This is a genomic window from Synechococcus sp. L2F (assembly GCF_024345695.1).
Lineage (GTDB): Bacteria > Cyanobacteriota > Cyanobacteriia > PCC-6307 > Cyanobiaceae > MW101C3.
Genome location: NZ_JAGQBP010000002.1, coordinates 106,560 through 132,341 on the forward strand (window position 1 = coordinate 106,560; position 25,782 = coordinate 132,341).

Annotated in this window: 27 protein-coding genes; 7 read left to right on the forward strand and 20 right to left on the reverse strand. The window is 67.4% G+C overall.

Translation table 11 applies throughout. The annotated features are described in order from the left end of the window. Nucleotides 1-4: 4 nt before the first annotated feature. The 7 genes from KBZ19_RS05490 to rfbA all read right to left on the reverse strand — a co-directional run bounded on the left by KBZ19_RS05490 (nt 5) and on the right by rfbA (nt 6,205). The gene (locus tag KBZ19_RS05490; protein ID WP_255100131.1) at nt 5-1,669 is read right to left on the reverse strand and encodes an aldolase catalytic domain-containing protein; all 1,665 of its coding nucleotides are present in this window, start codon (nt 1,667-1,669) and stop codon (nt 5-7) included. A 169-nt stretch (nt 1,670-1,838) separates the two neighbouring features. Continuing rightward, a complete protein-coding gene (rfbB, locus tag KBZ19_RS05495) occupies nt 1,839-2,978 on the reverse strand; it encodes a dTDP-glucose 4,6-dehydratase (protein WP_255100132.1) in 1,140 nt (379 codons plus the stop codon). 144 nt (nt 2,979-3,122) lie between these two features. After that, on the reverse strand, nt 3,123-3,542 hold the full coding sequence (locus KBZ19_RS05500) for a type II toxin-antitoxin system VapC family toxin (protein ID WP_255100134.1): 420 nt from the start codon (nt 3,540-3,542) through the stop codon (nt 3,123-3,125). Next, nucleotides 3,533-3,793: a type II toxin-antitoxin system Phd/YefM family antitoxin gene (locus KBZ19_RS05505; protein WP_255100135.1), complete on the reverse strand. Its 261-nt coding sequence runs from the start codon at nt 3,791-3,793 to the stop codon at nt 3,533-3,535. Before KBZ19_RS05505 ends, KBZ19_RS05500 begins: the two co-directional genes overlap by 10 nt. 42 nt (nt 3,794-3,835) lie before the next feature. Further along, entirely contained in the window at nt 3,836-4,741 is a 906-nt protein-coding gene (gene rfbD / locus KBZ19_RS05510; protein WP_255100136.1) for a dTDP-4-dehydrorhamnose reductase, read from the reverse strand. Beyond that, nucleotides 4,738-5,328, reverse strand: coding sequence for a dTDP-4-dehydrorhamnose 3,5-epimerase (gene rfbC / locus KBZ19_RS05515; protein WP_255100137.1), 591 nt, complete (start codon nt 5,326-5,328; stop codon nt 4,738-4,740). Before rfbC ends, rfbD begins: the two co-directional genes overlap by 4 nt. Then, the gene (rfbA, locus tag KBZ19_RS05520) at nt 5,318-6,205 is read right to left on the reverse strand and encodes a glucose-1-phosphate thymidylyltransferase RfbA (RefSeq protein ID WP_255100139.1); all 888 of its coding nucleotides are present in this window, start codon (nt 6,203-6,205) and stop codon (nt 5,318-5,320) included. Before rfbA ends, rfbC begins: the two co-directional genes overlap by 11 nt. An 11-nt stretch (nt 6,206-6,216) precedes the next feature. Here rfbA and KBZ19_RS05525 point away from each other — a divergent pair, with 11 nt between their 5' ends. Then, nucleotides 6,217-6,354, forward strand: coding sequence for a hypothetical protein (locus KBZ19_RS05525; RefSeq protein ID WP_255100140.1), 138 nt, complete (start codon nt 6,217-6,219; stop codon nt 6,352-6,354). 187 nt (nt 6,355-6,541) lie between these two features. On the opposite strand, the gene KBZ19_RS05530 is transcribed toward KBZ19_RS05525, so the two are convergent. Further along, the gene (locus tag KBZ19_RS05530) at nt 6,542-7,537 is read right to left on the reverse strand and encodes a GDP-L-fucose synthase (RefSeq protein ID WP_255100141.1); all 996 of its coding nucleotides are present in this window, start codon (nt 7,535-7,537) and stop codon (nt 6,542-6,544) included. A 114-nt stretch (nt 7,538-7,651) separates the two neighbouring features. On the opposite strand from KBZ19_RS05530, the gene KBZ19_RS05535 reads away from it, so the two are divergent. Together KBZ19_RS05535 and KBZ19_RS05540 are read left to right on the forward strand one after the other, a co-directional pair. Continuing rightward, a complete protein-coding gene (locus tag KBZ19_RS05535; RefSeq protein WP_255100143.1) occupies nt 7,652-7,912 on the forward strand; it encodes a type II toxin-antitoxin system Phd/YefM family antitoxin in 261 nt (86 codons plus the stop codon). After that, nucleotides 7,909-8,301: a type II toxin-antitoxin system VapC family toxin gene (locus tag KBZ19_RS05540; RefSeq protein ID WP_255100144.1), complete on the forward strand. Its 393-nt coding sequence runs from the start codon at nt 7,909-7,911 to the stop codon at nt 8,299-8,301. Before KBZ19_RS05535 ends, KBZ19_RS05540 begins: the two co-directional genes overlap by 4 nt. Before the next feature lie 8 nt (nt 8,302-8,309). Here the strand turns inward: KBZ19_RS05540 and gmd are convergent, their stop codons facing one another. The 3 genes from gmd to KBZ19_RS15100 all read right to left on the reverse strand — a co-directional run bounded on the left by gmd (nt 8,310) and on the right by KBZ19_RS15100 (nt 12,815). Next, nucleotides 8,310-9,458, reverse strand: a complete 1,149-nt coding sequence (gene gmd / locus KBZ19_RS05545) for a GDP-mannose 4,6-dehydratase (RefSeq protein WP_255100145.1) — start codon at nt 9,456-9,458, stop codon at nt 8,310-8,312. 81 nt (nt 9,459-9,539) lie between these two features. Then, nucleotides 9,540-11,999 (reverse strand): glycoside hydrolase family 9 protein, encoded by a 2,460-nt coding sequence (locus tag KBZ19_RS15010; RefSeq protein ID WP_261346203.1) that lies wholly within the window; start codon nt 11,997-11,999, stop codon nt 9,540-9,542. Nucleotides 12,000-12,122: 123 nt separating this feature from the next. Further along, on the reverse strand, nt 12,123-12,815 hold the full coding sequence (locus KBZ19_RS15100; protein WP_255100146.1) for a response regulator transcription factor: 693 nt from the start codon (nt 12,813-12,815) through the stop codon (nt 12,123-12,125). 102 nt (nt 12,816-12,917) lie between these two features. Between KBZ19_RS15100 and KBZ19_RS05565 the strand changes: the two genes are divergently transcribed. Continuing rightward, nucleotides 12,918-13,421 (forward strand): cupin domain-containing protein, encoded by a 504-nt coding sequence (locus KBZ19_RS05565; protein ID WP_255100147.1) that lies wholly within the window; start codon nt 12,918-12,920, stop codon nt 13,419-13,421. A gap of 51 nt (nt 13,422-13,472) precedes the next feature. On the opposite strand, the gene KBZ19_RS05570 is transcribed toward KBZ19_RS05565, so the two are convergent. Next, nucleotides 13,473-14,789: a histidinol-phosphate transaminase gene (locus KBZ19_RS05570; protein WP_255100148.1), complete on the reverse strand. Its 1,317-nt coding sequence runs from the start codon at nt 14,787-14,789 to the stop codon at nt 13,473-13,475. 83 nt (nt 14,790-14,872) lie between these two features. Here KBZ19_RS05570 and speG point away from each other — a divergent pair, with 83 nt between their 5' ends. Further along, nucleotides 14,873-15,397, forward strand: coding sequence for a spermidine N1-acetyltransferase (gene speG, locus KBZ19_RS05575; protein ID WP_198948267.1), 525 nt, complete (start codon nt 14,873-14,875; stop codon nt 15,395-15,397). A 4-nt stretch (nt 15,398-15,401) separates the two neighbouring features. Here the strand turns inward: speG and argS are convergent, their stop codons facing one another. Next, nucleotides 15,402-17,258: an arginine--tRNA ligase gene (gene argS / locus KBZ19_RS05580; protein ID WP_255100150.1), complete on the reverse strand. Its 1,857-nt coding sequence runs from the start codon at nt 17,256-17,258 to the stop codon at nt 15,402-15,404. A 225-nt stretch (nt 17,259-17,483) separates the two neighbouring features. Between argS and KBZ19_RS05585 the strand changes: the two genes are divergently transcribed. Together KBZ19_RS05585 and KBZ19_RS05590 are read left to right on the forward strand one after the other, a co-directional pair. Next, nucleotides 17,484-18,233, forward strand: coding sequence for a class I SAM-dependent methyltransferase (locus KBZ19_RS05585; RefSeq protein WP_255100152.1), 750 nt, complete (start codon nt 17,484-17,486; stop codon nt 18,231-18,233). Between the two features lie 25 nt (nt 18,234-18,258). Further along, nucleotides 18,259-19,308, forward strand: a complete 1,050-nt coding sequence (locus tag KBZ19_RS05590) for a hypothetical protein (RefSeq protein ID WP_255100154.1) — start codon at nt 18,259-18,261, stop codon at nt 19,306-19,308. A gap of 37 nt (nt 19,309-19,345) precedes the next feature. Here KBZ19_RS05590 and grrM read toward each other — a convergent pair whose 3' ends face one another. From grrM to KBZ19_RS05625, 7 genes are all read right to left on the reverse strand, one after another. Beyond that, nucleotides 19,346-20,494 carry a cyclophane-forming radical SAM/SPASM peptide maturase GrrM/OscB gene (gene grrM, locus KBZ19_RS05595; protein ID WP_255100155.1) on the reverse strand — a complete coding sequence of 383 codons (1,149 nt, stop codon included), beginning with the start codon at nt 20,492-20,494 and terminating at the stop codon, nt 19,346-19,348. 4 nt (nt 20,495-20,498) lie between these two features. Beyond that, nucleotides 20,499-20,945 (reverse strand): GrrA/OscA1 family cyclophane-containing rSAM-modified RiPP, encoded by a 447-nt coding sequence (grrA, locus tag KBZ19_RS05600; protein WP_255100156.1) that lies wholly within the window; start codon nt 20,943-20,945, stop codon nt 20,499-20,501. 58 nt (nt 20,946-21,003) lie between these two features. Beyond that, a complete protein-coding gene (grrP, locus tag KBZ19_RS05605) occupies nt 21,004-21,951 on the reverse strand; it encodes an extracellular substrate binding-like orphan protein GrrP (RefSeq protein WP_094511955.1) in 948 nt (315 codons plus the stop codon). A gap of 126 nt (nt 21,952-22,077) precedes the next feature. Next, on the reverse strand, nt 22,078-22,953 hold the full coding sequence (gene nadC, locus KBZ19_RS05610) for a carboxylating nicotinate-nucleotide diphosphorylase (protein WP_255100157.1): 876 nt from the start codon (nt 22,951-22,953) through the stop codon (nt 22,078-22,080). A gap of 58 nt (nt 22,954-23,011) precedes the next feature. After that, complete coding sequence (locus KBZ19_RS05615) at nt 23,012-23,992, reverse strand: TerB family tellurite resistance protein (protein WP_255100158.1); 981 nt, start codon at nt 23,990-23,992, stop codon at nt 23,012-23,014. Nucleotides 23,993-24,080: 88 nt separating this feature from the next. Beyond that, a complete protein-coding gene (gene mnmE / locus KBZ19_RS05620; RefSeq protein WP_255100159.1) occupies nt 24,081-25,457 on the reverse strand; it encodes a tRNA uridine-5-carboxymethylaminomethyl(34) synthesis GTPase MnmE in 1,377 nt (458 codons plus the stop codon). Nucleotides 25,458-25,510: 53 nt separating this feature from the next. Further along, on the reverse strand, nt 25,511-25,699 hold the full coding sequence (locus KBZ19_RS05625) for a hypothetical protein (RefSeq protein ID WP_094511969.1): 189 nt from the start codon (nt 25,697-25,699) through the stop codon (nt 25,511-25,513). Between the last annotated feature and the right edge of the window lie 83 nt (nt 25,700-25,782).

The following is a 25,782-nucleotide window of genomic DNA, read 5'->3' on the forward strand; positions in this document are numbered from 1 at the left end:
GGATTCACAGGCCGTAGAGACTTCGGGCGGGCAGGCCCTTGTAGCTGGTGGGTGTGATAGAGGTGAGCTGTTCGGTGGACCCGCTGGAAGCGAAGGCCGCCAGCATCGCCTCGACTTCGTCGTTGCGCGGATCGCCAGGGGGGTAGCCGTCGAAGCCGGCCATCAGGATATGTGAGGCCTGGCCACTGGTGGCGGCCGCCAGCGCATAGGCCAACACCAGTGAGGACGGCGCGATTGCGTGGGTGTCGTGGAACTCGAAGCGGCCCGCTTCGATGCCGAGGCCGAAGTCGAGTAGCTTTTTCTCACCAAGCTCGGCGCGCAACCCCTCGGGCAGCATTGAGGCCGGAGTGATCAGCGGTTGTGGCAGCTCAGTGTGAGCCTCGGCATCGGCCAGTAGCCGTACTGGATGGCAAGCGATGCGCAGGTCAATCAAGGCTGAGCCGATCGCCGACTGCGTGTTGAGCGCGATGACCAGCGGCCTAGCACGGCAGATGTAAGCCTCAAGAGCTGGGCGATGTGCGGCCACGCCAGGACCAGCCCCGAGGACCAACACCTCCCGGCCTGCCATGACGTAAGCGGGTTTCCAGTTGCCTCGTGGTGGGCCGGCATAGAATTTCCGCGCTCCATCAAGCGCATCAAAGCTGAACTTCTTACCTCCTTCAGCGCGAAGAAAATCGATCACGGCGATGATGTCTTCATCGTCATAACGAGCATCACCCAGCACCTCCTGGATATAGGTAGGATGGATGCCATATTTTCCGGCAAGATAGTAATACGCATTAGTGCCCCAGCCGTAGTGAGCTTTCATTGGCCCGAAGTGGCGCCGAATCAGCGCCATCAGCGGCACGAGGTTGGCGCGTCGCCCTCGCAGGGCTTCCACCTCGATGACGAGTTCTTCAGTTCGGGCGTTGCCGGGGCCTCGTCCCATGCCGGTAACAGTTGAATCGAGCCAGCTCACACCCTCAGACGCGGCACGCAGGGTGTTTGCAAGTGCCAGTCCCATATTGTCGTGGGTGTGGATGCCGAGAGGCCCCTCCCAGCCTTCGCGGAGCAAGCCGACCATTTCTGCGGCATCTTGGGGTGTCATCGAGCCCATCGAATCGGCGAAGTAGAGAGCTTCGACCGGCCAGTCGCAAACCATGCGAGTGATATCGCGCACCTCCGCGTGGCTACGGTCGGCGATCTGCATGACGTTGAAACCGACTCGATAGCCGCGCTCGGCTAGCCATCCCGCAGCCGGAAGAGCCTCGGGCAGTTCGCGGAAGTGGCAGGCGAAGCGGACCAGCTCAACGGGCGTCTCTCCAGCAGGACGAGGAAACAGCCGGTCGAGTGCGCCAAAGCAGCCGATGTCTGTGCAGAGGTCCGCACCGTTCAGCATCACCGCAACCGTCAGCCCTTGCGGGATCGAGAGACTATCCAGGAAGTCGTCAGTGGTGAAGGCACAGGGACCCTTGAAACCTTGGTTCTTAAGGAAGCGGAAGCCCAACTCGACCACATCGACCTGGGCGGCCTTCATGGCAAGGAGGTAGTCCTGGATTAGTGCGGGCGAAAAGTCCCATGCATTGTAGTAGCCGCCATCGCGCAAGGTGCAATCAAGAAGGATAATCTCATTACCCTTCTCGCGACCTTTTGAGCCTTCCGTCTTTTCAGAAGCAGTGGATGACCCCATTGAAAAATCAATGCGAAAAGTAGTGCGTGTTGGAGAGCTGTTTCTGAACGGCTGCAGCTTCGCGGAGGTTCCTTGGAAAGAACCATGGGCTGTGATGGTTGCCTAACTGAATTGTATTCTGGTCTAGCATAGGCAGGAAAGAGGCTGCCGCTTAAATTGTGGGTGACTCTCAAATTGATTTTGCATGGCTGACGAGACGACGGTTTGGCTTTGCTAACCCCAGTCTGCCTCCGCCGTAGCCGCCCTGCTCCCGCACAGCATTGCACCAGGCAAGGTTGTCGAGATACCAACACACCGTGGCCGCCAGCCCCTCTTCAAAACCGTAGCGCGGCTGCCAGCCCAGTTCGTCGCTGATCCGCGCCGGATCGATCGCATAGCGCCGGTCATGTCCAGGCCGATCCGCAACCGGCGTAATCAGGCGGCTGTGGGGAGCTCCTGTTGGTTTCAGCTCATCCAACAGGCTGCAGATCGCCTCCACCACCTGCTTGTTGGTGCGCTCTCCGTGGCCGCCCACGCAGTAGCTGCCGCCCAACTCCCCCAGATTTGCCGCTAGCAGGAGCGCATCCACGTGATCCTCCACATACAGCCAATCCCGCACGTTGGCCCCATCGCCATACAGCGGAATCGCCTCACCAGCGGCGGCCTTGAGGATCACCACCGGGATCAGCTTCTCGGGGAACTGCCAGGGGCCGTAGTTATTGGAGCAGTTGGTGAGCACCACCGGCAGGCCGTAGGTGTGGTGCCAGGCGTTCACTAGGTGGTCGCTGGCGGCCTTGCTGGCTGAATAGGGGCTGCGCGGGTCGTAGGGGGTGGTTTCCGAGAAGCGCCCCGTGGGCCCCAGCGAGCCGAACACCTCATCGGTGCTGATGTGATGGAAGCGGAAGCCTGCCTGCCGCTCGGCCGGCAGGCCGTCCCAGTGGGCGCGCACCGCCTGCAGCAGGTGGAACGTACCCGTCACATTGCTCTCGATGAAGGCTCCAGGGCCCTCGATCGAGCGGTCGACATGGCTCTCGGCCGCCAGGTGCAGCACCAGATCGGGATCGGCCTGCCGTACCGCTGCCGCCGTGGCCTCGGCGTTGGTGAGGTCCACCTGCAGCAGCTGGTGGCGTTCGGCCGCCTGCGGCAGGGCCTCAATGCTGGTGAGGTCGCTGGCGTAGCCGAATTTGTCGAGGTTGAACACCAGCGCATCGCTTTCGCGCAGCAGCCGGCGCACCACCGCCCCGCCGATAAAGCCGGCACCACCGGTCACCAGGATGCGGCGGCGGCCGGCGAGGAGTTCTGAAACGTCGGGTGGGCTGGTTGCAGACATGAGCGGAGAGGTCAATTGGTGATGCCGTTCAGGTGAACGAAAGTGGTGGCGATCGGAATCGGGCTGGGCTGCTTAGGGCGGTTGAAGCGTCTCAGGATGTGGATCCAGCGCCGCCCTGGTGACGGCCAGGGTTTGCTGAACTGGTCACGATTCCAGCTCCGCTTGCCAGGGATTGAGGGTCGCCACCCCGGTTGCTGTGAAGTGCCGCAGGTTGCGTGTCACCACCGTGAGGCCCCGCTCCAGCGCCGTTGCAGCGATCAGCAGGTCGGCGCCGTCGTGGCCGATCTCGGCGGAGAGCTGCCCCCAGCGACGCGCCACGCCCACGTCCACAGGCAGCAGCCGATAGCCATACAGCCGCAGCAACTGGTCTAGCCATCCGGCCAACTGCAGCGCAAATCCGGCATCGGTTGTGCGCTGGCGGGCAATGCTCCGTTCGATCTCGCCGATGCTCACCACACTCAGAAAACAATCCTCCTGCCGCTGCCTGCCGATCCAGGCCACCACACCCGGATCACGCTGGCGCAGCCGCAGCTCGGAGAGCACCATCGTGTCGATCAAGAACACGGGAAGTCCCTCGGCGTCAGGGGCATCCGCTCGAAGCCTTCGTCGTCTTGCGGCATCTGCAGCAACAGTTCGGACAGCGATGGCGCGTTGACCACGTCGAGGCGCTGCAGCCGCTGGTAGTCGTCGGCCGACAGCACCACACTCACCCACTTGCCACGGCGCGTCACCTTTTGCGGTTGGCCCCGGGCGGCCGCATCCACCACCGCGCTGAAGCGGTTCTTGGCGTCCTGGAGGGTCCAGATGGCATCCATGGCTGTGGTGGCTAGCTGATCCAGCTAGCCTAATAGTGGCGATCACGCCACGGCCTCCAGCAGCTGACGCAGCGCCTGACGCCAGTGCAGCGCAGGCAGGGCAAGCACCTGGCGGGTGCTGGAGGTTTCCAGCAGCGAATAGCTGGGGCGTTGCGCTGGGGTGGGGTAATCGGCTGTGGTGAGCGGGTTCACAGCGGCCATTCGCTCCAGGAGCCCCAGCTCCACGCCCAGCTCGCCCACCGCCACGGCCACGTCGTACCAGCTGGCGGCACCGGCCTCGCTCCAGTGCAGGATCAGCGGTAGAGGCCTGGCTGGTGGTGAACCGGCCTGCTCCATCAGCCGCCAGCATGCCGCCGCCAGGGTGAGCGTGCTGGTGGGGCAGCCCACCTGATCCGCCACCACACCAATCTGCTGCTTCTCCCGGTGCAGCCGCAGCATCGTGAGCGCAAAGTTCCTGCCCACCGGCCCCATCACCCAACTGGTGCGCAGGATCACGCCCTTGCCGCCACTGCCCAACACGTCTTCCACCGCCTCCTCGCCGGCGGCCTTGCTGCAGCCGTAGACCCCCAGCGGCGCACGCTGCTGCTCCGTGCGATACGGACTGCCCTGCTGGCCGTTGAACACAAAATCAGTGCTCACCTGCAACAGGCGTCCGCCGCTTTCCAGCAGCGCCTCAGCAAAGGCGCGCGGCGCGGCGCCGTTCACGGCCAGGGCCAGCTCCGGCTCGCTTTCGGCCTTGTCCACCGCCGTGTAGGCGCCGCCATTGAGCACCCAGTCGGGACGGTGTGACCGCACCGCCGCGCGGCAGGCCTGGGCATCCGCGAGATCCAGCGCCATCACGCCCTCGCCGCCACTGCGGCTGCTGGCGATCAACTCCACCCCCTCGGGCACCTGCTGGCGCAGGGCCTGACCCAGCTGGCCGGCAGCGCCGGTGAGCAGCACTTTCACGCGAACACCTCCCCGGCGGCCAGAGCCTGCGCCAGCGTGGGAGCGGCGGCATCCTTCACGGCCAGCAGCGGCTCGCTGTTCCCCAGCGGCGCCAGCGGCCAGGCGATCGCCACTTCTGGATCGTTCCAGCGCAGCGAGCGTTCGCAGGCCTTGCTCCAGAAGCCGCTCGCCTTGTACAGCACCTCGGCTGTGTCGCTGAGGGTGAGGAAACCGTGGGCAAAGCCCACCGGCACCCACAGCTGCTGCTGGTTGCCGGCACTCAGCTCGGCAGCCACCCACTGGCCGAACGTGGGCGAGGGGCGGCGCATGTCGACCGCCACATCAAAGATGGTGCCGCTGGTGCAACGCACCAATTTCCCCTGGGGCTCAGGTTCCAGCTGGTAGTGCAGCCCTCGCAGCACGCCACAGCTGGAGCGGGAGTGGTTGTCCTGAACAAAGGTGGTGGGCGTGCCCACCGCTGCATCAAAGCGGCGCTGGTTCCAGCTCTCGAAAAAGAAGCCCCGCTCATCGCCAAACACCTGCGGCGTGATCAGCAGCGGCCCCTGCATCACCGCGCCGCTGGCCGTGCTGAGCTGCTCAACCTGCATCGCTTCCCTCCTGCAGCAGCGACAGCAGGTAGCTGCCGTAGCCGCTTTTCTTCAGCGGCAGGGCCAGCCGCTCCAGCTGCTCGCCGCTGATCCAGCCCTGCCGCCACGCCACCTCCTCCGGACAGCCCACCTTCAAACCCTGCCGGTGCTCCAAGGTGCGGATGTAGCTGGTGGCCTCGTGCAACGAATCGCAGGTGCCCGTATCCAGCCAGGCCATACCACGGCCCATCAGCTCCACCCTCAGCAGCCCCTCCTCCAGATACTGCCGGTTCAGATCGGTGATCTCCAGCTCACCCCGCGCCGAGGGCTGCACCCGCTCGGCCCGCTCCACCACGGTGTTGTCATAGAAATACAGCCCCGTGACCGCATAGCGCGACTTCGCACGCTTCGGCTTTTCCTCCAGGCTCAGCACCCGGCCCTGCGCATCAAAATCCACCACCCCGTAGCGCTCTGGATCACGCACCGGGTAGGCGAACACCGTGGCCCCCACACCGCCGCCACTACAGGCCTGCAACTGCACGCTCAGGTCGTGGCCGTGGAACAGGTTGTCCCCCAGCACCAGCGCCACCGGTGCCCCATCCAGAAATCTGGCACCGATCAAAAACGCCTGGGCCAACCCATCCGGGCTCGGCTGCACCGCATAGCGAATGGCCATCCCCCAGGCGCTGCCATCGCCCAGCAACCGCTCAAACGACGGCTGATCCACCGGCGTGGTGATCACCAGCACATCGCGAATTCCCGCCAGCATTAACGTGCTCAGCGGGTAATACACCATCGGCTTGTCATACACCGGCAGCAACTGCTTGCTCACCGCCTGGGTGATCGGATGCAGACGCGTGCCGCTGCCACCGGCCAAGATAATTCCTTTACGCATCATCCCTTGAAGCCATGGCCAGCAAGCTCACGCAGCCGCAGCCTAAGCATGAAATCAAAGGAATTCAACCCCGGCTTCAGCCAATCCAAACACCACTGAACTCGCAACAGATCATGGTTGCAGTTTCCACATTCATCACGTGGCAGATCTGATTTCTGCTAGTGAAAAGATCCAGAATCATTACATCCAATCCTCCTGGCCGCACCTTACACACGCGCGCCGATTGTGGGCCTTTCGGTGGTAATGCTCACAATCGCCATGGCCGCCTCCACCAGGCTCCAGTGAACCTGCTCCACCCCATAAAGGCACACCCTTCGGGCGCAGTCACCTGGATGGGGGCTAAAGCCTCGCGCTGCCACTGCTGGCAAATTCGGCCACCGTGCCAGCCAGCCCCTCGGCCAACGGGATGCGGGCGCGCCAGCCCAGGGCCGCCAGGCGGCTCACATCCAGCTGCTTTTTGGGGGTGCCGTCGGGCCTGGTGCTGTCCCACTCCAGGCTGCCGGCAAAGCCGGTGGCCGCGGCTACCGCTTCCGCCAGCTCGCGGATCGTGAGATCCACGCCCGTGCCCACATTCAGAAACTGCAACTCCTGGGGCCCCGGCTGCCAGCGCTCCAGCGCGAACACGCACGCCTCGCCCAGATCATCCACATGCAGGAATTCCCGCAGCGGCGTGCCGGTGCCCCAACAGGTCACGCTGGGCGCCTTGGCCTGGGCCGCCTCATGAAACCGCCGGATCAAGGCCGGCAGCACATGGCTGTTGGTGGGGTGGTAGTTGTCGCCAGGCCCATACAGATTGGTGGGCATCAGGCTGATCGCATCGAAGCCGTGCTGCTGCCGTAGTGCCGCACACAGCTTGATGCCGGCGATCTTGGCGATCGCGTACCACGCATTGGTGGGCTCCAGGGCTCCAGTGAGCAGCGCCTCTTCCCGGATCGGCTGCGCGGCGAACTTCGGGTAGATGCAGCTGCTGCCCAGGAACAGCAGCCGCCGCACGCCGCTGCGCCAGGCGCTCTCGATCACGTTGTTCTGGATCTTGAGGTTGTCGAGCAGGAAATCAGCCGGATAGCTGCTGTTCGCCGCAATGCCCCCCACCTTCGCGGCTGCCAGCACCACCACCGTGGGCTGGTGCGCCGCAAACCAGGCCGCTACCGCCGCGCCGTCGAGCAGATCGAGCTCCTCGCGGCTGGCGGTGAGCAGGGCGCCGCCCTGGGCTTCATCCCCATAGCCGGCGCGCTGCAGTGCCCGCACGATCGCGCCGCCTGCCATGCCGCGGTGGCCCGCCACGAAGAAGCGGTCGGCTGGGGTGATCAAGGGTGTGGTGGAGGTGGTGGTCATGGCTTAAACAACCTGTTCAAGAGCTGCACTCCAGGCCTGCGGCCACGAGCCTGAGCTCCCGCTTGGTCCACCAGTGGACTAAGGTGCATTGGTTGGCAGCAGCCTCTCGTCGCCATGCGCACACCCTTGCGGATCGTGAACGTGCACGAGGCCAAAACCCACTTCTCCCGGCTGATCGATGCCGCCCATGCTGGTGAAACCATCGTGCTGGCCAAAGGCGGACGTCCCTGGGCGCGGCTTGTGCCTCTGGAGCAGCCCACACCCAAGCGCAATCCCGGCGTGTTGCGCGGGATCATCACCTTGCCTCCGCCGGAGGTGCTGCTCGAACCGCTGCCGGAGGAGGAGCTCGCCGCTCTGGAAGACCCCCTCCTATGAGCGCTGCTTTGCTGCTCGACACCCACGCCCTGCTCTGGTGGCTGGCTGAACCCGATCGCCTCTCTCCAGCCGCCCATGCCGCCATTGCCGATGACACGGCACGGGTGCTGGTGAGTGCGGCTTCCGGCTGGGAGATCGCCACCAAGGTCCGCTTGGGCAAGCTTCCCGCCGCCACTCCCCTGCTCGAGCAGCTGCCCGCCGTGTTGGCCGCCCAGGGGTTCGACCTGTTGCCGATCGAGCTGCGCCATGGCCTGCGGGCAGGCAGCTACGGGATGGCCCATCGCGATCCCTTTGATCGCTTGCTGGCCGCCCAGGCCGAGCTGGAGGCCCTCACCCTGTTGAGCGTTGATCCAGCTCTCAGGGCCTTTCCCTGCAACCTGCTCTGGTAAGCGCGCCATCACCCCTTGCCTCCGGCCGCCGCCGTCGCCGCCGGGTTGGTGGGCGGGTTCTCCATCGAGCCCACCACCTTGAAGCCCTTCAGCCGCAGGATCGCCTCCTTGCGCGCTTCCTCCTTATCGGCTGCCACCATCTCGGCCACCAGTTGCTCCAAGGTGGTGGTGGGCGTCCAGCCCAGCTTCTCGCGTGCCTTGGTGGGATCCCCCAGCAGCGTTTCCACCTCCGCCGGGCGGAAATAGCGCGGGTCGATCCGCACCACCACTTCGCCGCTGCTGCGCTTGCCGATCTCCTCGGTGCCCGTGCCCTCCCACTGAATCGCCCCCCAGCCCAGCTCCAACGCCGCCAACTCGATGAAGTGCCGCACCGTTTCCTGCCGGCCCGTGGCAATCACGAAATCCTCCGGCGGCCCCTCCTGCTGCAGCATCCGCCATTGCATCTCCACATAATCCCTGGCGTGGCCCCAATCACGCAGCGAATCGATGTTGCCCATGTAGAGGCAATCCTCCAGCCCTTCGTTGATCCGTGCCAGGCCGCGCGTGATCTTGCGCGTCACAAACGTTTCACCCCGCCGTGGTGACTCATGGTTGAACAGAATCCCATTGCAGGCATACATGCCGTAGGCCTCGCGGTAGTTCACCGTGATCCAGTAGGCATAGAGCTTCGCTACCCCATAGGGGCTGCGCGGATAGAAGGGTGTGGTTTCCTTCTGCGGTGTTTCCTGAACCAGCCCATACAGCTCGCTGGTGCTGGCCTGGTAGATGCGCGTTTTCGGTGTGAGCCCCAGCATCCGCACCGCTTCCAGGATGCGCAGCGTGCCCATGGCATCGCTGTTGGCGGTGTACTCCGGCGCCTCAAAGCTCACCGCCACATGGCTCTGGGCGCCAAGGTTATAAATCTCATCCGGCTGCACCTGCTGGATGATCCGGATGAGATTTGTGCTATCCGTTAAATCGCCATAGTGCAGCGTGAGCCGCGGATTCTCTTCATGGGGATCCTGATAAAGATGATCGATACGCGCCGTATTGAAGCTGCTGGCGCGGCGCTTGATGCCGTGCACCGCGTAGCCCTTCTCCAGCAGCAGCTCGGTGAGGTACGAGCCATCCTGGCCGGTGATGCCTGTAATCAGAGCGGTCTTGGCGGCTGGGGGCACCGGAGAAGTTCAACGTCGTTTCTGATTCACAAACTACGCCGAGCAGCCGCAAAGGCGCCACGACACCTCTGACCGCGCCGATCACACGATCGCCAGGGCCGTGAGCGATCCGGTGAAGCCGGTGATCTCCACGATGGCGTCGTTGGCGGATTGGAAGCCAGCCAGCCCATCATTGAGCGCCAGGAAGGTGCGGCTGCCGCCGCTGGCGCCAAGGCTGAAGGTGGCGGCTCCGTTGGCGGCGAACGCTGTGGGGGTCAGCACCGCCGCCAGTGCCGTGGCGCTGAGGTCAGCAACGCTGCCCAGCTCACGCAGATCGGCGGCCGACACCTCCCGGGGGCCATCGATGCGATCGCTGCCGATGGCCAGATCTGTGATCTGATCACTGGCGTTCAGCAATGAATCGCGCAGGCTGGTGATGCGGAACGTGTCCGCGCCAGCCAGGCCGGTGAGCGCATCAACAGCGGCGCTGGTGCTGATCACATCGGCGGCGGCACCGCCTGTCTTGAAACTGGGGTTGACACTGCTGAAGCCAAGCCGGCCACCATCACCGAACAGCGCCGTCGCCGTGAGTGCGCCGCTGTTGCCCAGGGGCCTTCCCTGGCTGGCGTTGAAGCCCACGTTCACGCTGCGGCCCGGCTGAATCGTGCTGGCCCAGGCATCACCAGTCACGGTGTGGCGAAACAGGCCGCCCGCCAGCGCCGTGCTGCTGATCCGCACCCCCCAGGGTGTGCTGGTGGGACGGTGCGGGCTCTCGAAGCTGAAGTTCCAGCTGTTCAACGGCACCGTGCCGGTGTTGGTGAGCGTGAGTTGCACCGTCATGCCACCCGTCCAGATCGATCCGCCCACGGACACCGCCAGGTTCGGGTTGGAGGTGAGCGGAATGCCGTTGAGGGTCTGGGGCAAGGGAGCGCCGGGGACGGGCGTGGGTGTTGGCGTTGGAGTTGGAGTGGGTGTCGGGGTTGGAGTTGGGGTTGGAGTGGGTGTGGGAGTGGGCGTCGGGGTTGGTGTGGGGGTTGGGGTTGGAGTTGGTGTCGGGGTGGGTGGCACCGGCGTTCCGCCGCCGCTGGTTCGTACGGAAATGCCCGGCAGAGCATCGAGCTGGGCATCGGTGAGCGCCTGCCCGCCGCGACGCTCCACGCTGCGGGCGAAGGCACCGGCCAGGCCAGCGTTGTAGTCGATCGCCACCTCATTGGCGACGAAGTCGTCGCGGCGGTCCTGATAGGAGAAGTCGTCGGAACTGGTAGGGCCACCCACCAGGGCGCCGTAGAGAATGTGGGCGTTGGGCAGGCCGTTGCGGAACCCATCCCAGCCCACACCCGAGGCGGCCCGGTGATGGGGCTGCCGGGGTGCATTGGCCCCAAAGCCCACCAGATAGCTCGACCGGCGCGGATTGGCACCAAGGATGTAGTCCACCGTCCCCTGAGACAGCCGGCTGAAGGACCCACCCGGGTCGCGCACGTTGTCGGCGTACACATCCGCCAGGAAGGCCGTGTTGGCGGCATAGCGCAGCGAGCCCCACTGGCTGATGTGGCGCAGGCCGCCGGCACTGATCGTCACGCCGTTGCCGCCGTTCACCCAGTTGTTCAACCAGAGCTCCACGTCCTGCTGCACGCGGGCCGAGCCCGTGTCCTCCGCCAGGATCACCGCCGTGGCATAAGACGCGTCGTCCCAGTTGCCGGTCCAGCCCCGCGAGAGGCCGCCGATGTTGCTGGTATAGATCGACAGGGCCTTGTCGCGGTAGGCCGTGCCACTGCCGCCCGCCGCCGTGACCGCCCGCGACAGCCAGGCCGCGCCATAGGCCAGCTCATCGTTGAACCCACTCCAGGAGTTGTAGTAATTGCGCACCTCCGGAATCGAATCGGAGTAGCGGCCCCGGTAACGATCGGCGAAGTCGTACAGCGAAATGGCGCGGGTGAGCAGCACATCGGCGTAGGCGGCTTCGCCGTTCTGGCGGAACAGCACCGAGGCGGAAGCCAGCGCTGCGGCTGAGCCCGCCGCCACATCGGAGCCGGGCTTGCTCGGTGTCACCGCCATGGCCGGACGGGCAATGGTCTGGCTCTCCGGCGAGCTCCACAAGGCGTGGTCGGCCGCCACATTGCCCACCTGCGCCACGAAGAACCGCGTCGCTCCCGCTGCATCAACGGCGTGGGCCTTGAGCAGGTAATCCGTGCCCCAACGCACCGCATCGAGCAGTTCGTCGGTTTGCCCCGAGAGGGCATAGCCATCGGAGAACTCGATCCCGCCCCAGGAGAGGGTGGCCAGGGTGGAAGCGAGCGGCAGGCTGAACTTGGAATGGTCGCCGGCATCGTGATACCCGCCGGTGAGATTCAGCGTCAGCCCGGCCTGGAGGTTGGCGGCGGTTTGCCCACCGAAGTACACCCCGTCGGCGCCGTCGCGCAGGCCGGAGTCACCGCGCCAGTCGATCCGCTTTCTGGCTTCGTCAAGGTCGCCGGAGCGCTGCGCCTCATAAAAAAGGAAGTTCTTCTGCAGCGCCTCGGCGTAATTGAAGCCGATACCTGTGAGTGGATCAACGCTGGACATCGCGCAAAACAAATCGCTGCAACGGTCCTACGCCGGATGTCCCCGCCGGGGCGACCCCCATCGGAGGGTGGTTGGCGGCTCCGCTGAGGGTGGGCGCCACGGCAGCCGTTCGGGCAGCAGCCATCAGCGCAGCCGGATCAGCCCCTGCCGCAGCGCGATCACCAGGGCCTGCAGACGGTTGCGCGCCCCCATGTTCTGCAGCAGACGCTTGGTGTACGACTTCGCCGTGTTCGGACTGATCATCAGCCGCTCGGCGATCTCCCGGTCGGTGAGCCCATCGGCGAGGCCCTCCAGGATCTGGTAATCCCGCGGGCTGAGTTCGCTGATCGGCTCCGGCATCGGTTGGTTCCGCATCGAGGCGCTGCGGAAGTGGCAGCCGCCCAGCGCCGCCAGCACCGCCGCCTGCAGCGCCCCGCTGTGGAAGGTCATGTCGCATTCCGCCACCAGCCCATCGATCCAGGCGGCCCGCACCAGTGCCGGCTCGGGGCAGGGCCCCGTGCTGATCACGATCACCTTCAAGGCGGGGTAGCGCTCCTTGGCGGTGGCGGTGAGGCTGAGCACGTCACCGCGCTCCAGGCTGTCGGAGCAGACCAGCAGCCCGTGCGGCTGTTGCGCCAGCCGCTGGAGGCAGCTCTCGGCATCGGTCACCGCACAACCGATCAGGCCATAGCCGAACAGGCCGATCGTGTAGCGCAGCAACAGCGGCTCCTGGCCCATCGCCAGGGCCACCCGCGGCGGGATCGCCGTGGAGAGCAGCGCCCGGCGCATCACCGTTCGCCGGATCTGCACAACGGGGAGATCGGCGGTGAAATCCACAGCGGCCGCAACGGGAGCAGAGCAAGGGCAGGCTATGGGGATGGGCGGGCGATGGGCGGGCCTGCACGCCAGCGAACCAGCCCCCAGACTGCCCAGCGAGAGATGCCCGCCGCCCCGATGGCCTTGCAGGTTCAGAACAAGCGTCCGCTGAGCGGCTGTCGGCCCTGGCTGGCTCTGCTGCTGCTGGGCGGCAGCCTGCTGCTGCCCGTGCCGCCCGCCCTCGCCGATGGGGAACCGGCGGCCGTGAAGGTGCGCACCCTGGTGAAAGCCGGCGAGGCCTGGAACGGCACGCGGCTGCCCGCCTATCCCAAGGGCGAACCGGAAATCACCGTGCTGCACATCACCATTCCGCCGGGGGTGAAGCTGCCGATGCACCACCATCCGGTGATCAACGCCGGCATGTTGATCCGCGGCCAGTTGCTGGTGATCAGCGAGGCGGGGGCCAGGTTGCAGCTCAAGGCCGGTGAAGGGCTGATCGAGATGGTGAATCAGCCCCACTACGGCACCAACAACGGCAACGAACCGGCCGAAATCGTGGTGGTGTATTCGGGAGAGAAAGGCAAGCCGATCACCGTGCTTGAACCGGCCGCCGCCAAGGCGCCCTGAACGCCGGGCCGGCGTGGCAGGCCCAAGCCCACAGACACACGCCGGCAGCCCTCAGGCCAGCCCTTCGATGCGCCGGTACGCCGCCCAGAACTGCTCCATCTGCTCGGTGGTGCCCAGGCTCACCCGCAGCGCGCCATCGATCAGGGGCTTGCCGGCCATCGAGCGCACCAGGATGCCCGCCGCCCGCAGTTCGGACTCCACCACGGCCGCCGGCCGACGCGGCCAGAGCAACAGGTAGTTGCCACCGGCGGCGTGATGGCGCACCCCGGCGGCCACCAGCTGCTCCAGCAACCAGGCCCGCGCCCGCAGCACCTCGGCCACGTAAGCGTCGGTGTAGGCCTGATCAGCCAGGGCCGCATGGGCGGCGGTCACGGCAAAGCTGTTGACGTCGTAGGGGCCGCTGACCCGGCTCACCCGGTCCACCAGGGCCGGTGCCCCCACCGCGAACCCAAAGCGCAGCCCGGCGAGCCCGGCCGTTTTCGCCAGCGAGCGCAGCACCAGCAGGTTCGGGTAGGCCGCGAAGGGGTCGGTGCCTGCTGCTGTGGACACTCCTGGGGAGGGCGCTCCATTCCCGCTCAGCAGCAGTGGCAGCACGCTGTCGCCGGTGAAGGCCTCGTAGAGCTCATCCACCACCACCAGCGTGCCGGGGGCAGCGGCCGCCAGCTCCAGGATCCGCTGTGGCGCCAGCCGGGTGCCGGTGGGGTTGTTGGGGTTGCAGATCAGCAGCAGCCGCGGGGCTGTGGCGGCGAGAGCCGCCTTGATCTCCTCAAACGGGAAGGCGAAACCGGGCAGCCGGTAGGGGATCGCTTCGATCTCCATGCCCTGCATGCGGGCGCAGGGGGTGTAGTAGCCGAAGGTGGGGCTGGTGGTGAGCAGCCGTTCGCCGGCGGCGCCGTAGGCGTGGAACACGGCATGCAATGCCTCATCCACCCCGTTGAACAGGCCGATATGGGCGGCAGTGAGGGTGGCGGAGCCGGGAAGGCTTTCGGTGTCGGAGTCTGAGCCGGGGCCGGTGACAGATTCGGCGACCAGCGCGGTGATCACCGCCTCCCGCAGGCCGTCGTATTCGGGGTAGATCGCGTAGTGATCGGGCGGAATGGCGCGCACCGCCGCCACCACCTTCGGGCTGGGCCCCACGGTGTTCTCGTTGAAATCCAGCCGCAGCAGGCCGCGGCGCCCCTCCAGCGGCGCGCTGTAGGCCGTGAGCGTTTCCACCTCCGGGCGTGCCAACGGGCAGGTGGAAACGGCCGGGCGCTCGCCGGGGCTGGGGCTGTTCACAGAAGCGGCCTCACGGCGACGGGGAGCATCCACCTGCAGCAGCCTAAAGAGGCTCCAGACGCCGCCCCTGAGGCAGCGGCGGCCAGGCATGACCCTGCCGCCGATGGAACACACAGCCGGCTCAACCTGGCGTTCTGAAGCAGAATCGAATCCTGGATAGGGAGGAGGATCTGGTGACAACAACCGATCTGGTTCTGCGGGCCCTTGAGCGCGGCGACCTGAGATTCATTCACGACCAGGTGAACAACAGAAGCGTGATGGCTTACTGGTTCGAGGAGCCCTACGAATCCTTTGATGAGCTCGAAGAGCTCTACAGCCGGCACATCCATGACAACGCAGAGCGGCGCTTCGTGGTGGAAACCAGGGAAAAGGAATTGATCGGGCTGGTGGAGCTGATCGAGATCGACTACATCCACCGCCGAGCGGAATTTCAGATCATCATCGCACCACACCATCAAGGCAAAGGCTTCGCCCGCTTCTGCATCCACAAAGCGCTTGATTATTCCTTCACCATCTTGAATCTGCACAAGATCTACCTCTCCGTGGCCGTCGACAACGCCAAGGCCCTGCACCTCTATCAAGACTGCGGCTTCGCGGAGGAAGGCCACCTGGTGGGCGAATTTTTCATCGAAGGCCGCTACCGCGATGTGAAGCGCATGTACATCCTCCAGGAGGATTACCTGGCCAGAGCCCAATAGCCGTTCACATCCGCTCCAGGGTGGGAATGCCGAGCAGGCCAAGCCCCAGCTTCAAGGTGGCCGCCGTGAGGCGGCAGAGCGCCAGCCGCGAGCTCCGCGCCGGTTCCTCGGCCTTGAGCACCGGCACCTGATCGTAGAAGCGGTTGAACATCTGGCTCAGTTCGAACAGATAACTGCACAGCCGGTTCGGCAGCAGTTCTTCCTCCACCTCGGCGATCACGCCGTCGAACTTGAGCAGCTCCCGCACCAGCGCCCACTCCTGCGGCTCGCTGAAACTGAGCATCTCCGGCAAGGGTGAATCTGCGGCACCGGCGGCCGTATCCGGCCCGGCGCCACCCTTGCGGGCGATGCCGGCGATGCGCACCACCGCATACAGCAGGTAGGGGGCGGTGTTGCCGCTGAGGGCCAGCATGCGATCGAAGCTGAACTGATAGTTGGTGATCCGGTTGGTGCTGAGGTCGGCGTACTTCACTGCCGCCAGGCCCACGGTGGTGGCCACCTCGGTGATGAAGTCCTCCTCTTCCTGGCGTTCCTCCTCCGCCAGCCGACGGCGCAGGTCGGCCTCGCAGCGCTCCACCGCCTCCTCCAGCAACTCCTTGAGTCGCACCGTGTCACCGGCGCGGGTCTTGAGCTTCTTGCCGTCTTCCCCCTGCACCAGCCCGAAGGGCACGTGCTCCAGCCGCCCGTCCTCGGGAATCCAACCGGCGCGGCGGGCCACCTGGAACACCCCGGCGAAATGGCTGGCCTGGCCGGCATCGGTGACGTAGATCACCCGCCGCGCCCCATCGCCTGCTGGGGGCGCCGCAAAGCGGTAGCGGATGGCGGCCAGATCGGTGGTGGCGTAGTTGAAGCCGCCGTCGCTCTTGCGCACGATCACCGGCGGGGCCTTGCTGGCGCTGCCGTCCTCCGCTTCGAGGAACACGCACTGGGCGCCGCCATCGCTCACCAGCAGTCCGGTGGCGGCCAGATCCGCCACCACCGCCTCCAGATAGGGGTTGTAGAAGGATTCGCCGCGCTCATCGAGGCGGATGTCGAGGGCGTCGTAGAGGCGCTGGAATTCCCGGCGCGACTGATCACACAGCAACTGCCAGGCGCGGCGGCTGATCGGATCGCCGCTCTGCAGCTTCACCACCTCCTCACGCGAAGTGGTCTGGAAGGCTTCATCGCTGTCGAAGCGGGCCTTGGCCTGGCGGTAGAAGGCCACCAGATCGCCCAGATCCACCGCGTCAGCGGTGATAAGCGCCTCGGGCGCCTCCTGCTTGAGATGGGTGATCAGCATGCCGAACTGGGTGCCCCAGTCGCCCACATGGTTGAGCCGCAACACCGGATGGCCGCGAAACTCCAGCACCCGCGCCAACGCGTCGCCGATGATCGTGGAGCGCAGGTGCCCCACGTGCATCTCCTTGGCGATGTTGGGGCTGGAGAAATCCACCACCACCGGCGCCGGCGCCCCGTTACCGCTCTGCTCGGCCACCGTGGGCACCCCCAGGCGCGGATCCCTCAGCCGCCCGGCCACCTCCGCGGCCAGCCGCTCCGGCCGCAGAGTCAGGTTGATGAAGCCGGGGCCGGCGATCTGCGGTTCCAGGCAGAGCGCGGTGAAGGCCGGATCGGCCGCCAGCTGCTCCACGATCGCCATGGCAATGGCCCGTGGCGCCTGGCGGAGCGGCTTGGCGAGGGACAGGGCACCGTTCGCCTGAAAATCACCGAACTCGGGCTTGGTAGCCGGCGCCAGCTGCGGATCCAGCCGCAGGCCCCCTGCCCCGAACATCTGTGAGATCTCCTCGCCCATGGCTTCCACGGGGAAGGCCCGCTGCATCGCCGCGCGCAGCTGGCTGTCGAGGGCTTGGGCGAGGCGGAGCATGGGCAGCGGGGCAGAAGCAGGGCGCTCCCGGCAGGGGGGAGGCACCCTGATCATCCCCTCTGGACCGATGGCAACCCGCCGGGCAGGTTCTGGAAGCATGCACAAATGGAGCGAGCAGCGCTACGGGGCTGCCCACGCCATGGGTGGCCCGCCAGGATGGCGGAACCCGCTGGCGGAGCAGGTGAACGCCCCGTTCACCGCACAATCCCACCGCCTCAAAACCGCATGCAACTTGCCTCCGTGGTGTTCTACGGGCGTCTGGGGGAGCAGGCCCTGGCGATGTTCAACCTCGAAGGAGACCTGGAGCAGTGGCGCGACGCCCGCGTGCTCGACTGCCCCGGCGGGCCCGGTTCGCTCTCGGCGCGGCTGCGGGGCCTGGTGGGGGAGGTGGTGGCGGTGGATCCCCTCTATGCCCTGCCGGAGCAGGAGCTCGAACGGCGGGCCCTGGCCGATCTGGAGCGCACCATGGCAGGCCTGCGCAGCAGCGCCGCGCTGCGGCCGGATTTCGATCTGGAGGCCTGCCGCGAGGAGCACATACAGGCGCTGCAGGCCTTTCTGGAGGATCGCCGCCATCATCCACAGCACTACCGCAACGCCTCCCTGCCGGAGCTGCCCTTCCCGGACCAAAGCTTCGATCTGGTGCTCAGCGGCCATCTGCTCTTCGCCTATGCCCCCCTGCGCGATGGTGGCCTCTCCAGCAGTGACGCCTTCGATCTGGCCTGGCACCGTCAGGCCCTGAGCGAGCTCTGCCGGGTCAGCCGCCACGCGGTGCGCCTCTACCCCGCCCACACGATCAAGCGGGTGGCCCAGCGCCATCCCTACGCCGTGTCGCTGCTGGCCGAGCTGCCGCCGGGCTGGCGGGGCGCCTTCTGCTCCAGCCACTACAACCAGGGCCACGACGGCTGCACCGATGCCCTGCAACTGGAGCGGATCACGGCGGCGGAGAGCGGACCGTCGGCGGCGGGCAGCGCTTGAATGGCGGGGTGCGGCCCCACCGTCGATGCTGCAACCCTTCCCTCCGCCGCTGGCACGCACCTTGGTGGGCGGGCTGCGCGATCTGGTCGCCATAGAGGGCGGCGCCACCAGCGAGCAGGCGCGGCTGCTCAGCAGCCTGGCGGTGCACCTGCTCGGGCTCACCCCAGACGAACTCACGGCCGTCGCACCGCTGCCGCCCGAGGAGCTGGCGGCCCGGCTGCCAGACGACGACAGCCGCCGCCGCTTCCTGCAGCTGGCGTTGATGCTGGAGCTTTGCCGCCATCCCCGCAGCGCCGCCCAGCTGCAGCGGCTGGAGGCCTTCAGCGATGCGATCGGCATCCACGGCGTGGAGCTGCGCCTCGTGCAGGACCTCTTCCACCGCACCGCCGCGGAAGCCACCGCCAGCTTCGTGCGTTGCTATGCCACCTTCATGCCCGAGCTGTCCGCCCGCCACGGCGCCCTGATGGCGGATCCCAGCAAGCAGCCTGGCAAGGATCAGGGCGGCGCTCCCGGCGACGCCTTCTTCGCCCAGGTGCAGGGGCTGCGCGACTGCCCCCACGGCAGCCTTGGCTGGGCCTTCGTGCAGTTCTACGCGCGCAACGGCCTGCCCCTGCCGGCCCGGAACACCCCGAACCCCGCCTACTACGTGAGCCATGACATGAACCACGTGATCACCGGCTACGAACCGACGGGGCCGGGTGAGATCGCCCTGGGCGCCTTCAAGCTGGCGCTCCGCAACGACGACGCGAACTGGATGGCCTCGCTCGCCAACTTCCTCATCCATGAGGTGGGCCTGTTCGTGCACGGCAACGACAGCCAGTTCGTGCCCTACGGCGGCGACGGCGAGCCTTACAACGGCCTCAACGGCAAACGGGGGGCCCTCGATCTGCCGGGTGCGCCCGAGTTGCTGGCGGAAGCCTGGCGTCGGGGCGCCGCCTGCAGCGGTGATTTCAGCCGGCTCGATCACCTCGCCCTCGCCAGCGAGCCCCTGCTGGAGATCCGTCGCCGCTTCCACGTGCTGCCGCTGGAGCGGCCCATGCTCGACGAGCCGGAGTTCTGGCCCTATGAGGGCTGAAGGCTCTGCTCCGCCGGTGGGCGGTTGAAGCCTCCGCTCAGCTGGTGAGCTCCAGTTCCCGCTCCAGGCCCGCCATCACCACATCGGCGCTGAGCTTGATGCGGTAGCGGCAGGCCTGGGTCTCGCTGCAGTCGAAGGTGCCGCGCTCCCAGTACTTGTTGCTGCCGGCGCCGCCGCCGCAGAGGCCGAAGTACTCGCACTCGGCCCGGCAGCGCTCCACGCCGGAGCGGATCTCGCTGTACACCTGCTGGAACTTGGCGCTATCCACCACGGATTCCAGGCTGTCGGTGATCACGTTGCCGAAGGCGAAATCGCCGTAGGCGGCGGTGGCCACCGACAGCAGCTCGGGGTCAAAGGTGGAGAAGTTGCCACGCGCATCCACGTTCACGATCGCGAACGGGTGGTTCATGTCGGTGCGCGCCAGCCGCTGATCGCCGCAGGCGAGGCCGGCGATCTCATCGAACTCCCGCAGGCGCAGAGCGCCGGGCTCGGCCCGCAGCCGCTCCCAGAAACGCTCCAAAAACGCCTGGTAGCGCGCCTCCGAGCGGGGGCGGGACAGGGTGGAGCTGAGATTCTCTCCCTCGGTTTCCTCCATGTTGAAGGCCAGGTTGTCCATGCCCTGGCCGTGGAAGAAGTCGAACAGGGTGTCGGCGTGATCGAGGGCGTCGTCGGTGAGCACGGCGATCACCTGGAAGGGGATGCCGCGGCGCTGCAGCCAGCCGATGCCCCGCAGGCTGGCGGCATGGCTGGGCAGGCCGGTGCGGGTGCGGCGGTGGGCGTCGTGCAGGAAGGCGGGGCCATCCAGGCTCACACCCACGTGGATGTCATTGCGCTCGAAGCAGTCGCACCAGGCGGCGTCGATCGTCATGGCGTTGGTCTGCAACGACTGCGCGATCTGCAGCGGCGGACCGTCCCGGCGGGCCAGTACGGAGCGGATCAGCGCGGTGGCCTCGTCGTAGAAGGCGATCGGCATGGTGAGCGGCTCACCGGCATGCCATAGCAGGGTGAAGTCGTCGGTGGCGAAGGGGCTCTCCAGCACCCGCTCCAGCGTGCGCTCCAGCAGCTCCAGCGGCAGCCGGCTGCGGTCGTCGCGGCTGGGCAGGTAGCAGTAGTCGCAGTCGAGGTTGCAGAACGGGGTGGGCTGCACCACCAGCAGCCGCAGGGGACCGAACGCGGGGGAGGTCAACGGCTCACCAGAAGTTGCGGAAGCCGCCGCCATTGCGGAACCCCCCATTGCCGAAGCCGCCGTTAGGCCAGCCACCTCCGTTGCGGAAGCCGCCGTTCCAGAAGCCGCCATTGCGGAAGCCACCGTTAGAGAAGCCGCCATTGCGCCAACCGACCCGCGGCCCGTTCACAAACACGTAGGCCAGCACATCGTCGGGGATGGCCTTGGTTGCTGCCGGCTCCTGGCCATCACCGGCCTGATCCTGGCCATGGACCGCGCCGGTTTCCAGCTCGCGAACCGCCCCGGCGATGCGGCGCAGACGGGCCTCCACGCTGAGGCTGTCCGGTTCAGGACCGTCGCGGCTCGGGCTGGCGGCGCCAGCGGCAGCCAGCGCTTCGGCGGCCGGGATCAGCGGCAGGATCGCCAGGAACAACAGAAAGCCGAACTGCCTGGGACGCGGAAGGAAAGCCATCGGAAGTGAAACCTGGAGAACGGAAGAAGCGGAGGGCGAGGGCGTGGGGCGGGGTGACTCAGGGCGCAGACGGGGCGGAAGACGCTGCCGCTGGACCCTGGGGACGGATCGCCTCGTAATTCAGCAACACCGTTTCGAAATAGGTGCGAATGCGCTCAGACGGCACCCCCAGCATCCCCTTCGGACCCACCCAGCGGTCCACGCTGGCCACTGCCTCGGGATCGCCGTCCACATAGCCCTGCAGCATCCGAGCGATTGCCAGGTTGGTGAAGTCGCGGAAGGCGGAATCGTTTTCAGGCACCACGCAACCCACCGCGTAGCGCTCATAAGGGAGCTCCGGCGTGACCACCAGGCCGGTGGCACCGAGACTGCTGACCTTGCCGATCAGCAGGGTGGTGTCCCCCATCACGCCGTCCAGCTGGCCGGCCTGCAGCGCGGCCACCGCCTCCCCCAGCCCGGCGAAGGGAACAGCGCGTGCCTTGGGCTGGATGCCCTTCAACACCGCCTCACCGAGGGAACCCGGCACCGCACCGATGCGGCGGCCCAGCAGCGAGGCTGCTGAGCCATCGATCCGGCCCGCCGGGGCCAGCACGCGGATGCCGGAGAGCCCGATCGGCAGGGTGTAATCCACCTGGGCATCGCGGGCCCAGGAGAAGGGCACACCGCAGGCGAGGGCCAGTTCTCCCTTGCCCACCCGGCGCACCAGCTCGGCGGGATCGCTCACCGGCTCGAACCGCACAGTGATCGGCCGCCCCAGCGCCGCGGACAGCTCTGCCTGGACCCGGCGCACCACCTCCACCCCATAGCCGACGGGCTGGCCACTGCTGTCTCGGAAGCTGAGGGGGGGTAGCAGGGGTTCGCTCCCCACCACCAGCTCACCGGTGACGGCCACCCGCTGCAGCACCCCCTCGGCACGAGCCGCTGCGGCCGGCATCACGGCCGCCAGCAACGCAAGGACCACCGAGGTGAGCCGAAGGCTCGGGCTCGAGAAGCGGCAGAACGGCATGGCTCACGGCATCGATAACCCGGCATCACTCTGCTGCCACTGGGCCAGGCGCGCCACAAGCCTGGAACCAACGCCATAAATCCACAACGCCAGGTCCACGACGCCAGGCCCGGGTGGTGGCCACGCCTAGCCGCCGCTCGGGAGGTAGCGCATGCTCAGATCCAGCCAGCGGCTGCGGGTGACCGGCGCGCTGGTGGAGATCAGATCGATGCCGGTGGCGGCGTAATCCCGCAGCTGTTCAGGTTGCACCCCCGACGCTTCCAGCACCACCGCCCGCCCCTGCGCTGCCGCCAGAGCCCGCAGCTGCGGCACCAACGCCTGCAGGGCCGGCGGGGCGAATTCATCGAGCAGCACCGCATCGGCGCCGGCACGCACGGCGGCTTCGGCCTCGGCAGCGGTTTCCGCCTCCACGATCACCCGCGCCGGCCAGGGCGCCGCCGCCCGCACCGCCGCGATCGCCGGCCCCACCCCGCCGCTCCAGGCCAGGTGGTTCTCCTTGAGCATGGCCGCATCATCGAGGCCGAAGCGGTGGTTCAAACCGCCGCCGCAGCGCACGGCGTACTTCTCCAGCAGCCGCAGGCCGGGCGTGGTCTTGCGGGTGTCGGCCAGGGCCACGCCGCTGCCCGACAGCTCAGCCACCAGCCGGGCGGTGGCGGTGGCGATGCCGCTCAGGCGCATGGCCAGGTTGAGGGCCGTGCGTTCCCCCGCCACCAGGGCCGGCGCTGCCCCCTCCAGCTCCAGCAACGCTTGCCCGGCCCGCACCGGCGTCCCCTCCGCCAGCCGATCGCGCACCACCACTCCCGCATCCAGCAGCCTGAACAGGGGCTCCACCAGCACACCGCCGCAGAACACCCCATCGGCCTTGGCGATCCAGTGGGCCCGGCCCCGGGCGCCCGTCAGGGCCGGGGCGGTGAGATCGCCGCGGCCGAGGTCCTCCGCCAGCCAGCCACGCAGCTGCTGTTCAAGAGCAGGGCTGAAAGGCAGCAGGGGCGGCTGTGTCACCGGGAAAGAAGGGGAGAGGCGGGGGAAGGGAGCCGCAGGCAGCGGCAGGCAGGACAGCTCAGCGCGTGATCGACGCCGGCCATTCGGGCTCCCGGCCGCGGGGCAGCACGTTGAAGCGCTGGCGCACCAGCTCCAGCGGGTCGGCGAAGTGGTCCCAGGGGTCGATGGCGGCGATCAGATCCACCGACACCTGGGCGCCGTGGGCCATGCCGGCGAACAGGCGCTCCACATCCAGCGCATCACGCTCACCCGGGATGAACGGGGTCGTGCCGATGCCCAGCTCGAATTCCGCCAGCCCGAACATCAGCACATAGAACGGGTCCACCCGCTCGAAGCCCGCCTGGAAGCCGAGCACGGCCCCCTCCTCGGCGGCGGTGGTGCCGTAACCGCCCAGCACGTGGCAGCAGTCGTGGTGCATCACCGGCGGCGGCGGGCCGCCCAGCTCTCCGGGGAACCCGAAGCCGTTGCGGTCGATGAAGGCGGCATAGGCCAGGCCGAAGCTGCCGGCGGGGTAGTGGCGCAGGGCCCGGTAGCGCTCCGCCATGGCGGTGTCCTCCTGCCGCAGCAACACCCGCGCCACCCCCAGGGCACCGCGCAGCCCCTCCTGCTCCAGGGTGGCCCGCGCCGCCGACGCGATGAAGCCGCGCCGGGCGATGTCGAGGCGCACCATGGCCAGCCGCTGCTCCATCACCTGGCCGAAGGTGCGCACCGGCGCCGGGTCCACCGCCAGGGCTGCCGCCGCCTGCTCCAGCAGCTGCTGCTGCACCGGGGAGGGGGCACCGTCGAGCAGGGCCACCAGGGTCATGCCACGCAGGATGCGCTCGCGCCACTGGGGATCGGCAGTGACGGCCTGCACCCGTTCGGCCAGCTGGTCGGGGCTGATCGGTGCCAGCGCCTCCAGGTCGCAGTCGATCTGCAGCAGGTGATCACGCACGCCGCGGATGGCGGCAAGGGCCTTGGCCGTGGGCGCGCCATTGCAGCGGGCCACCGTGAGCAGGGCCGCCAGAGCGGCGGCGCCGATGGCCTGGCGTTGGGCCAACGGAAGCTGAGCCCTGGGATCGATCACCGCACAGCTCCACGCCGTGAGGCCATTGTGCTCAGCCCTCTTTCCTCTGCTCCGCCCCGTTTCATTTGCCGATGCAGAAGCGCGCGAACACCCGATCGAGCACGGCTTCGCTCACCTCCTCGCCGGTGATCTCACCGAGGCTGCGCACGGCGGCGCGCAGATCGATCGTCCAGAAATCCCACGGCAGCTGGGCCGCGGCGGCCTCCAGGCTGCGGCCGAGGGCAGCTGCAGCGGCGGCGGCCAGCTCGCGCTGACGGCCATTGAGCGCCACCTGCAGGCCCTGCAGCTCGGTGGCACCGCAGCGCTGCAGCAGCGTCTCCACGAGCACATCACAGCCCTCGCCGGTGCGGGCGCTGATCGCCACTTCGAGCGGAAACCCGGGGCCGGTCGGGGCCACCGCACCGGTGGCAAGGCCGGCGGCATCGGCCTTGTTGCCCACCAGCAGCAGCACCGCACCGTCCGGCACCAGGTCGCGCAGCTCCTGGTCGTCGTCGCTCCAGCCGGTGGTGAGATCGAACAGCAGCAGCACCGCATCGGCGGCAGCCAGGGCGGCGCGGCTGCGCGCGATGCCGAGGCGTTCCACCGCATCGCTGGTGGGGCGAATGCCGGCCGTGTCGAGCAGGGTGAGCGGCACACCCTCCAGCACCAGCTCGCTTTCGAGCAGGTCGCGGGTGGTGCCGGGGGTGTCGGTCACGATCGCGCGCTCCCGGCGGCTGAGCCGGTTGAGCAGGCTCGACTTGCCCACGTTGGGGCGACCCACGATCGCCACCCGCAGCCCATCACGCAGCAACTCCCCCTGGCGCGCCTCAGCCACCAGAGCCTCGAGCGCCTGGCGCACCGCCGTGAGCGCCGCCACCACGGCGGCGGCATCGAGCGGCGGCAGGTTCTCCTCGAAATCCACCCGTGCCTCCAGTTCGGCCAGCTGGTCGAGCAGCTGCTCCCGCAAGACCGTGATGCGGCGCTGCAGGCCGCCATCGAGGCCCGCCATCGCCAGCTGGGCGGCCCGTTGGCTGCGGGCGGCGATCAGGTCGCCGATCGCCTCGGCGCGGGTGAGATCGAGGCGACCGTTCAGAAAGGCCCGCTGGCTGAATTCACCGGCGGCGGCACGGCGGCAGCCGTGGGCCAGCACCAGCGCCAGCACGCGCTGCACGGCGATCAGGCCGCCGTGGCAGTGCAGTTCCACCACGTCCTCGCGGGTGAAGCTGCGCGGTGCCTTCATCAGCAGCAGCAGAGCCTCATCCACCCGTTCGCCGCTGGCCGGGTCCACCACATGGCCATAGAGCACGCGGTGGCTGTCCCAGACCTGCTGCCCCGGGGCGCGGAACAGGGTGCGGCCGATCGACTCCGCCGCCGGGCCGGACATCCTGACGATCGCCACACTCCCCAGGCCCGGTGCCACGGCCGTGGCGATCGCAGCGATGGTGTCGTCCCAATCCAACCGGCCCCGGCGGCGACGGACGCTCCAGTCTCGGCTGCGGCAGGGCCCGGCGTTCAGCCGCGGCTGAAGCCGGGGCAGAGCATCAGGTCGATGTGGCCGCCACTGGGCTGGCGCCACTCACGGAATTCGGCGGCCAGCGCCCTGTGTTCGCGGCCCTGGCGATCAGCTTCGAGCGTCTGGAGCCGTTGATGCACGAGGTCAAGGGTGTCGTCGATCAGCTGGGCGGCCTGTTCGGAGGTCATGGCGAGGCATCGAGACGGAAACCGGTGACTGAATTCAGACAGAGGCCCGCTGGGGCAGCTGTAGCGCCAAACACCCGAAGACA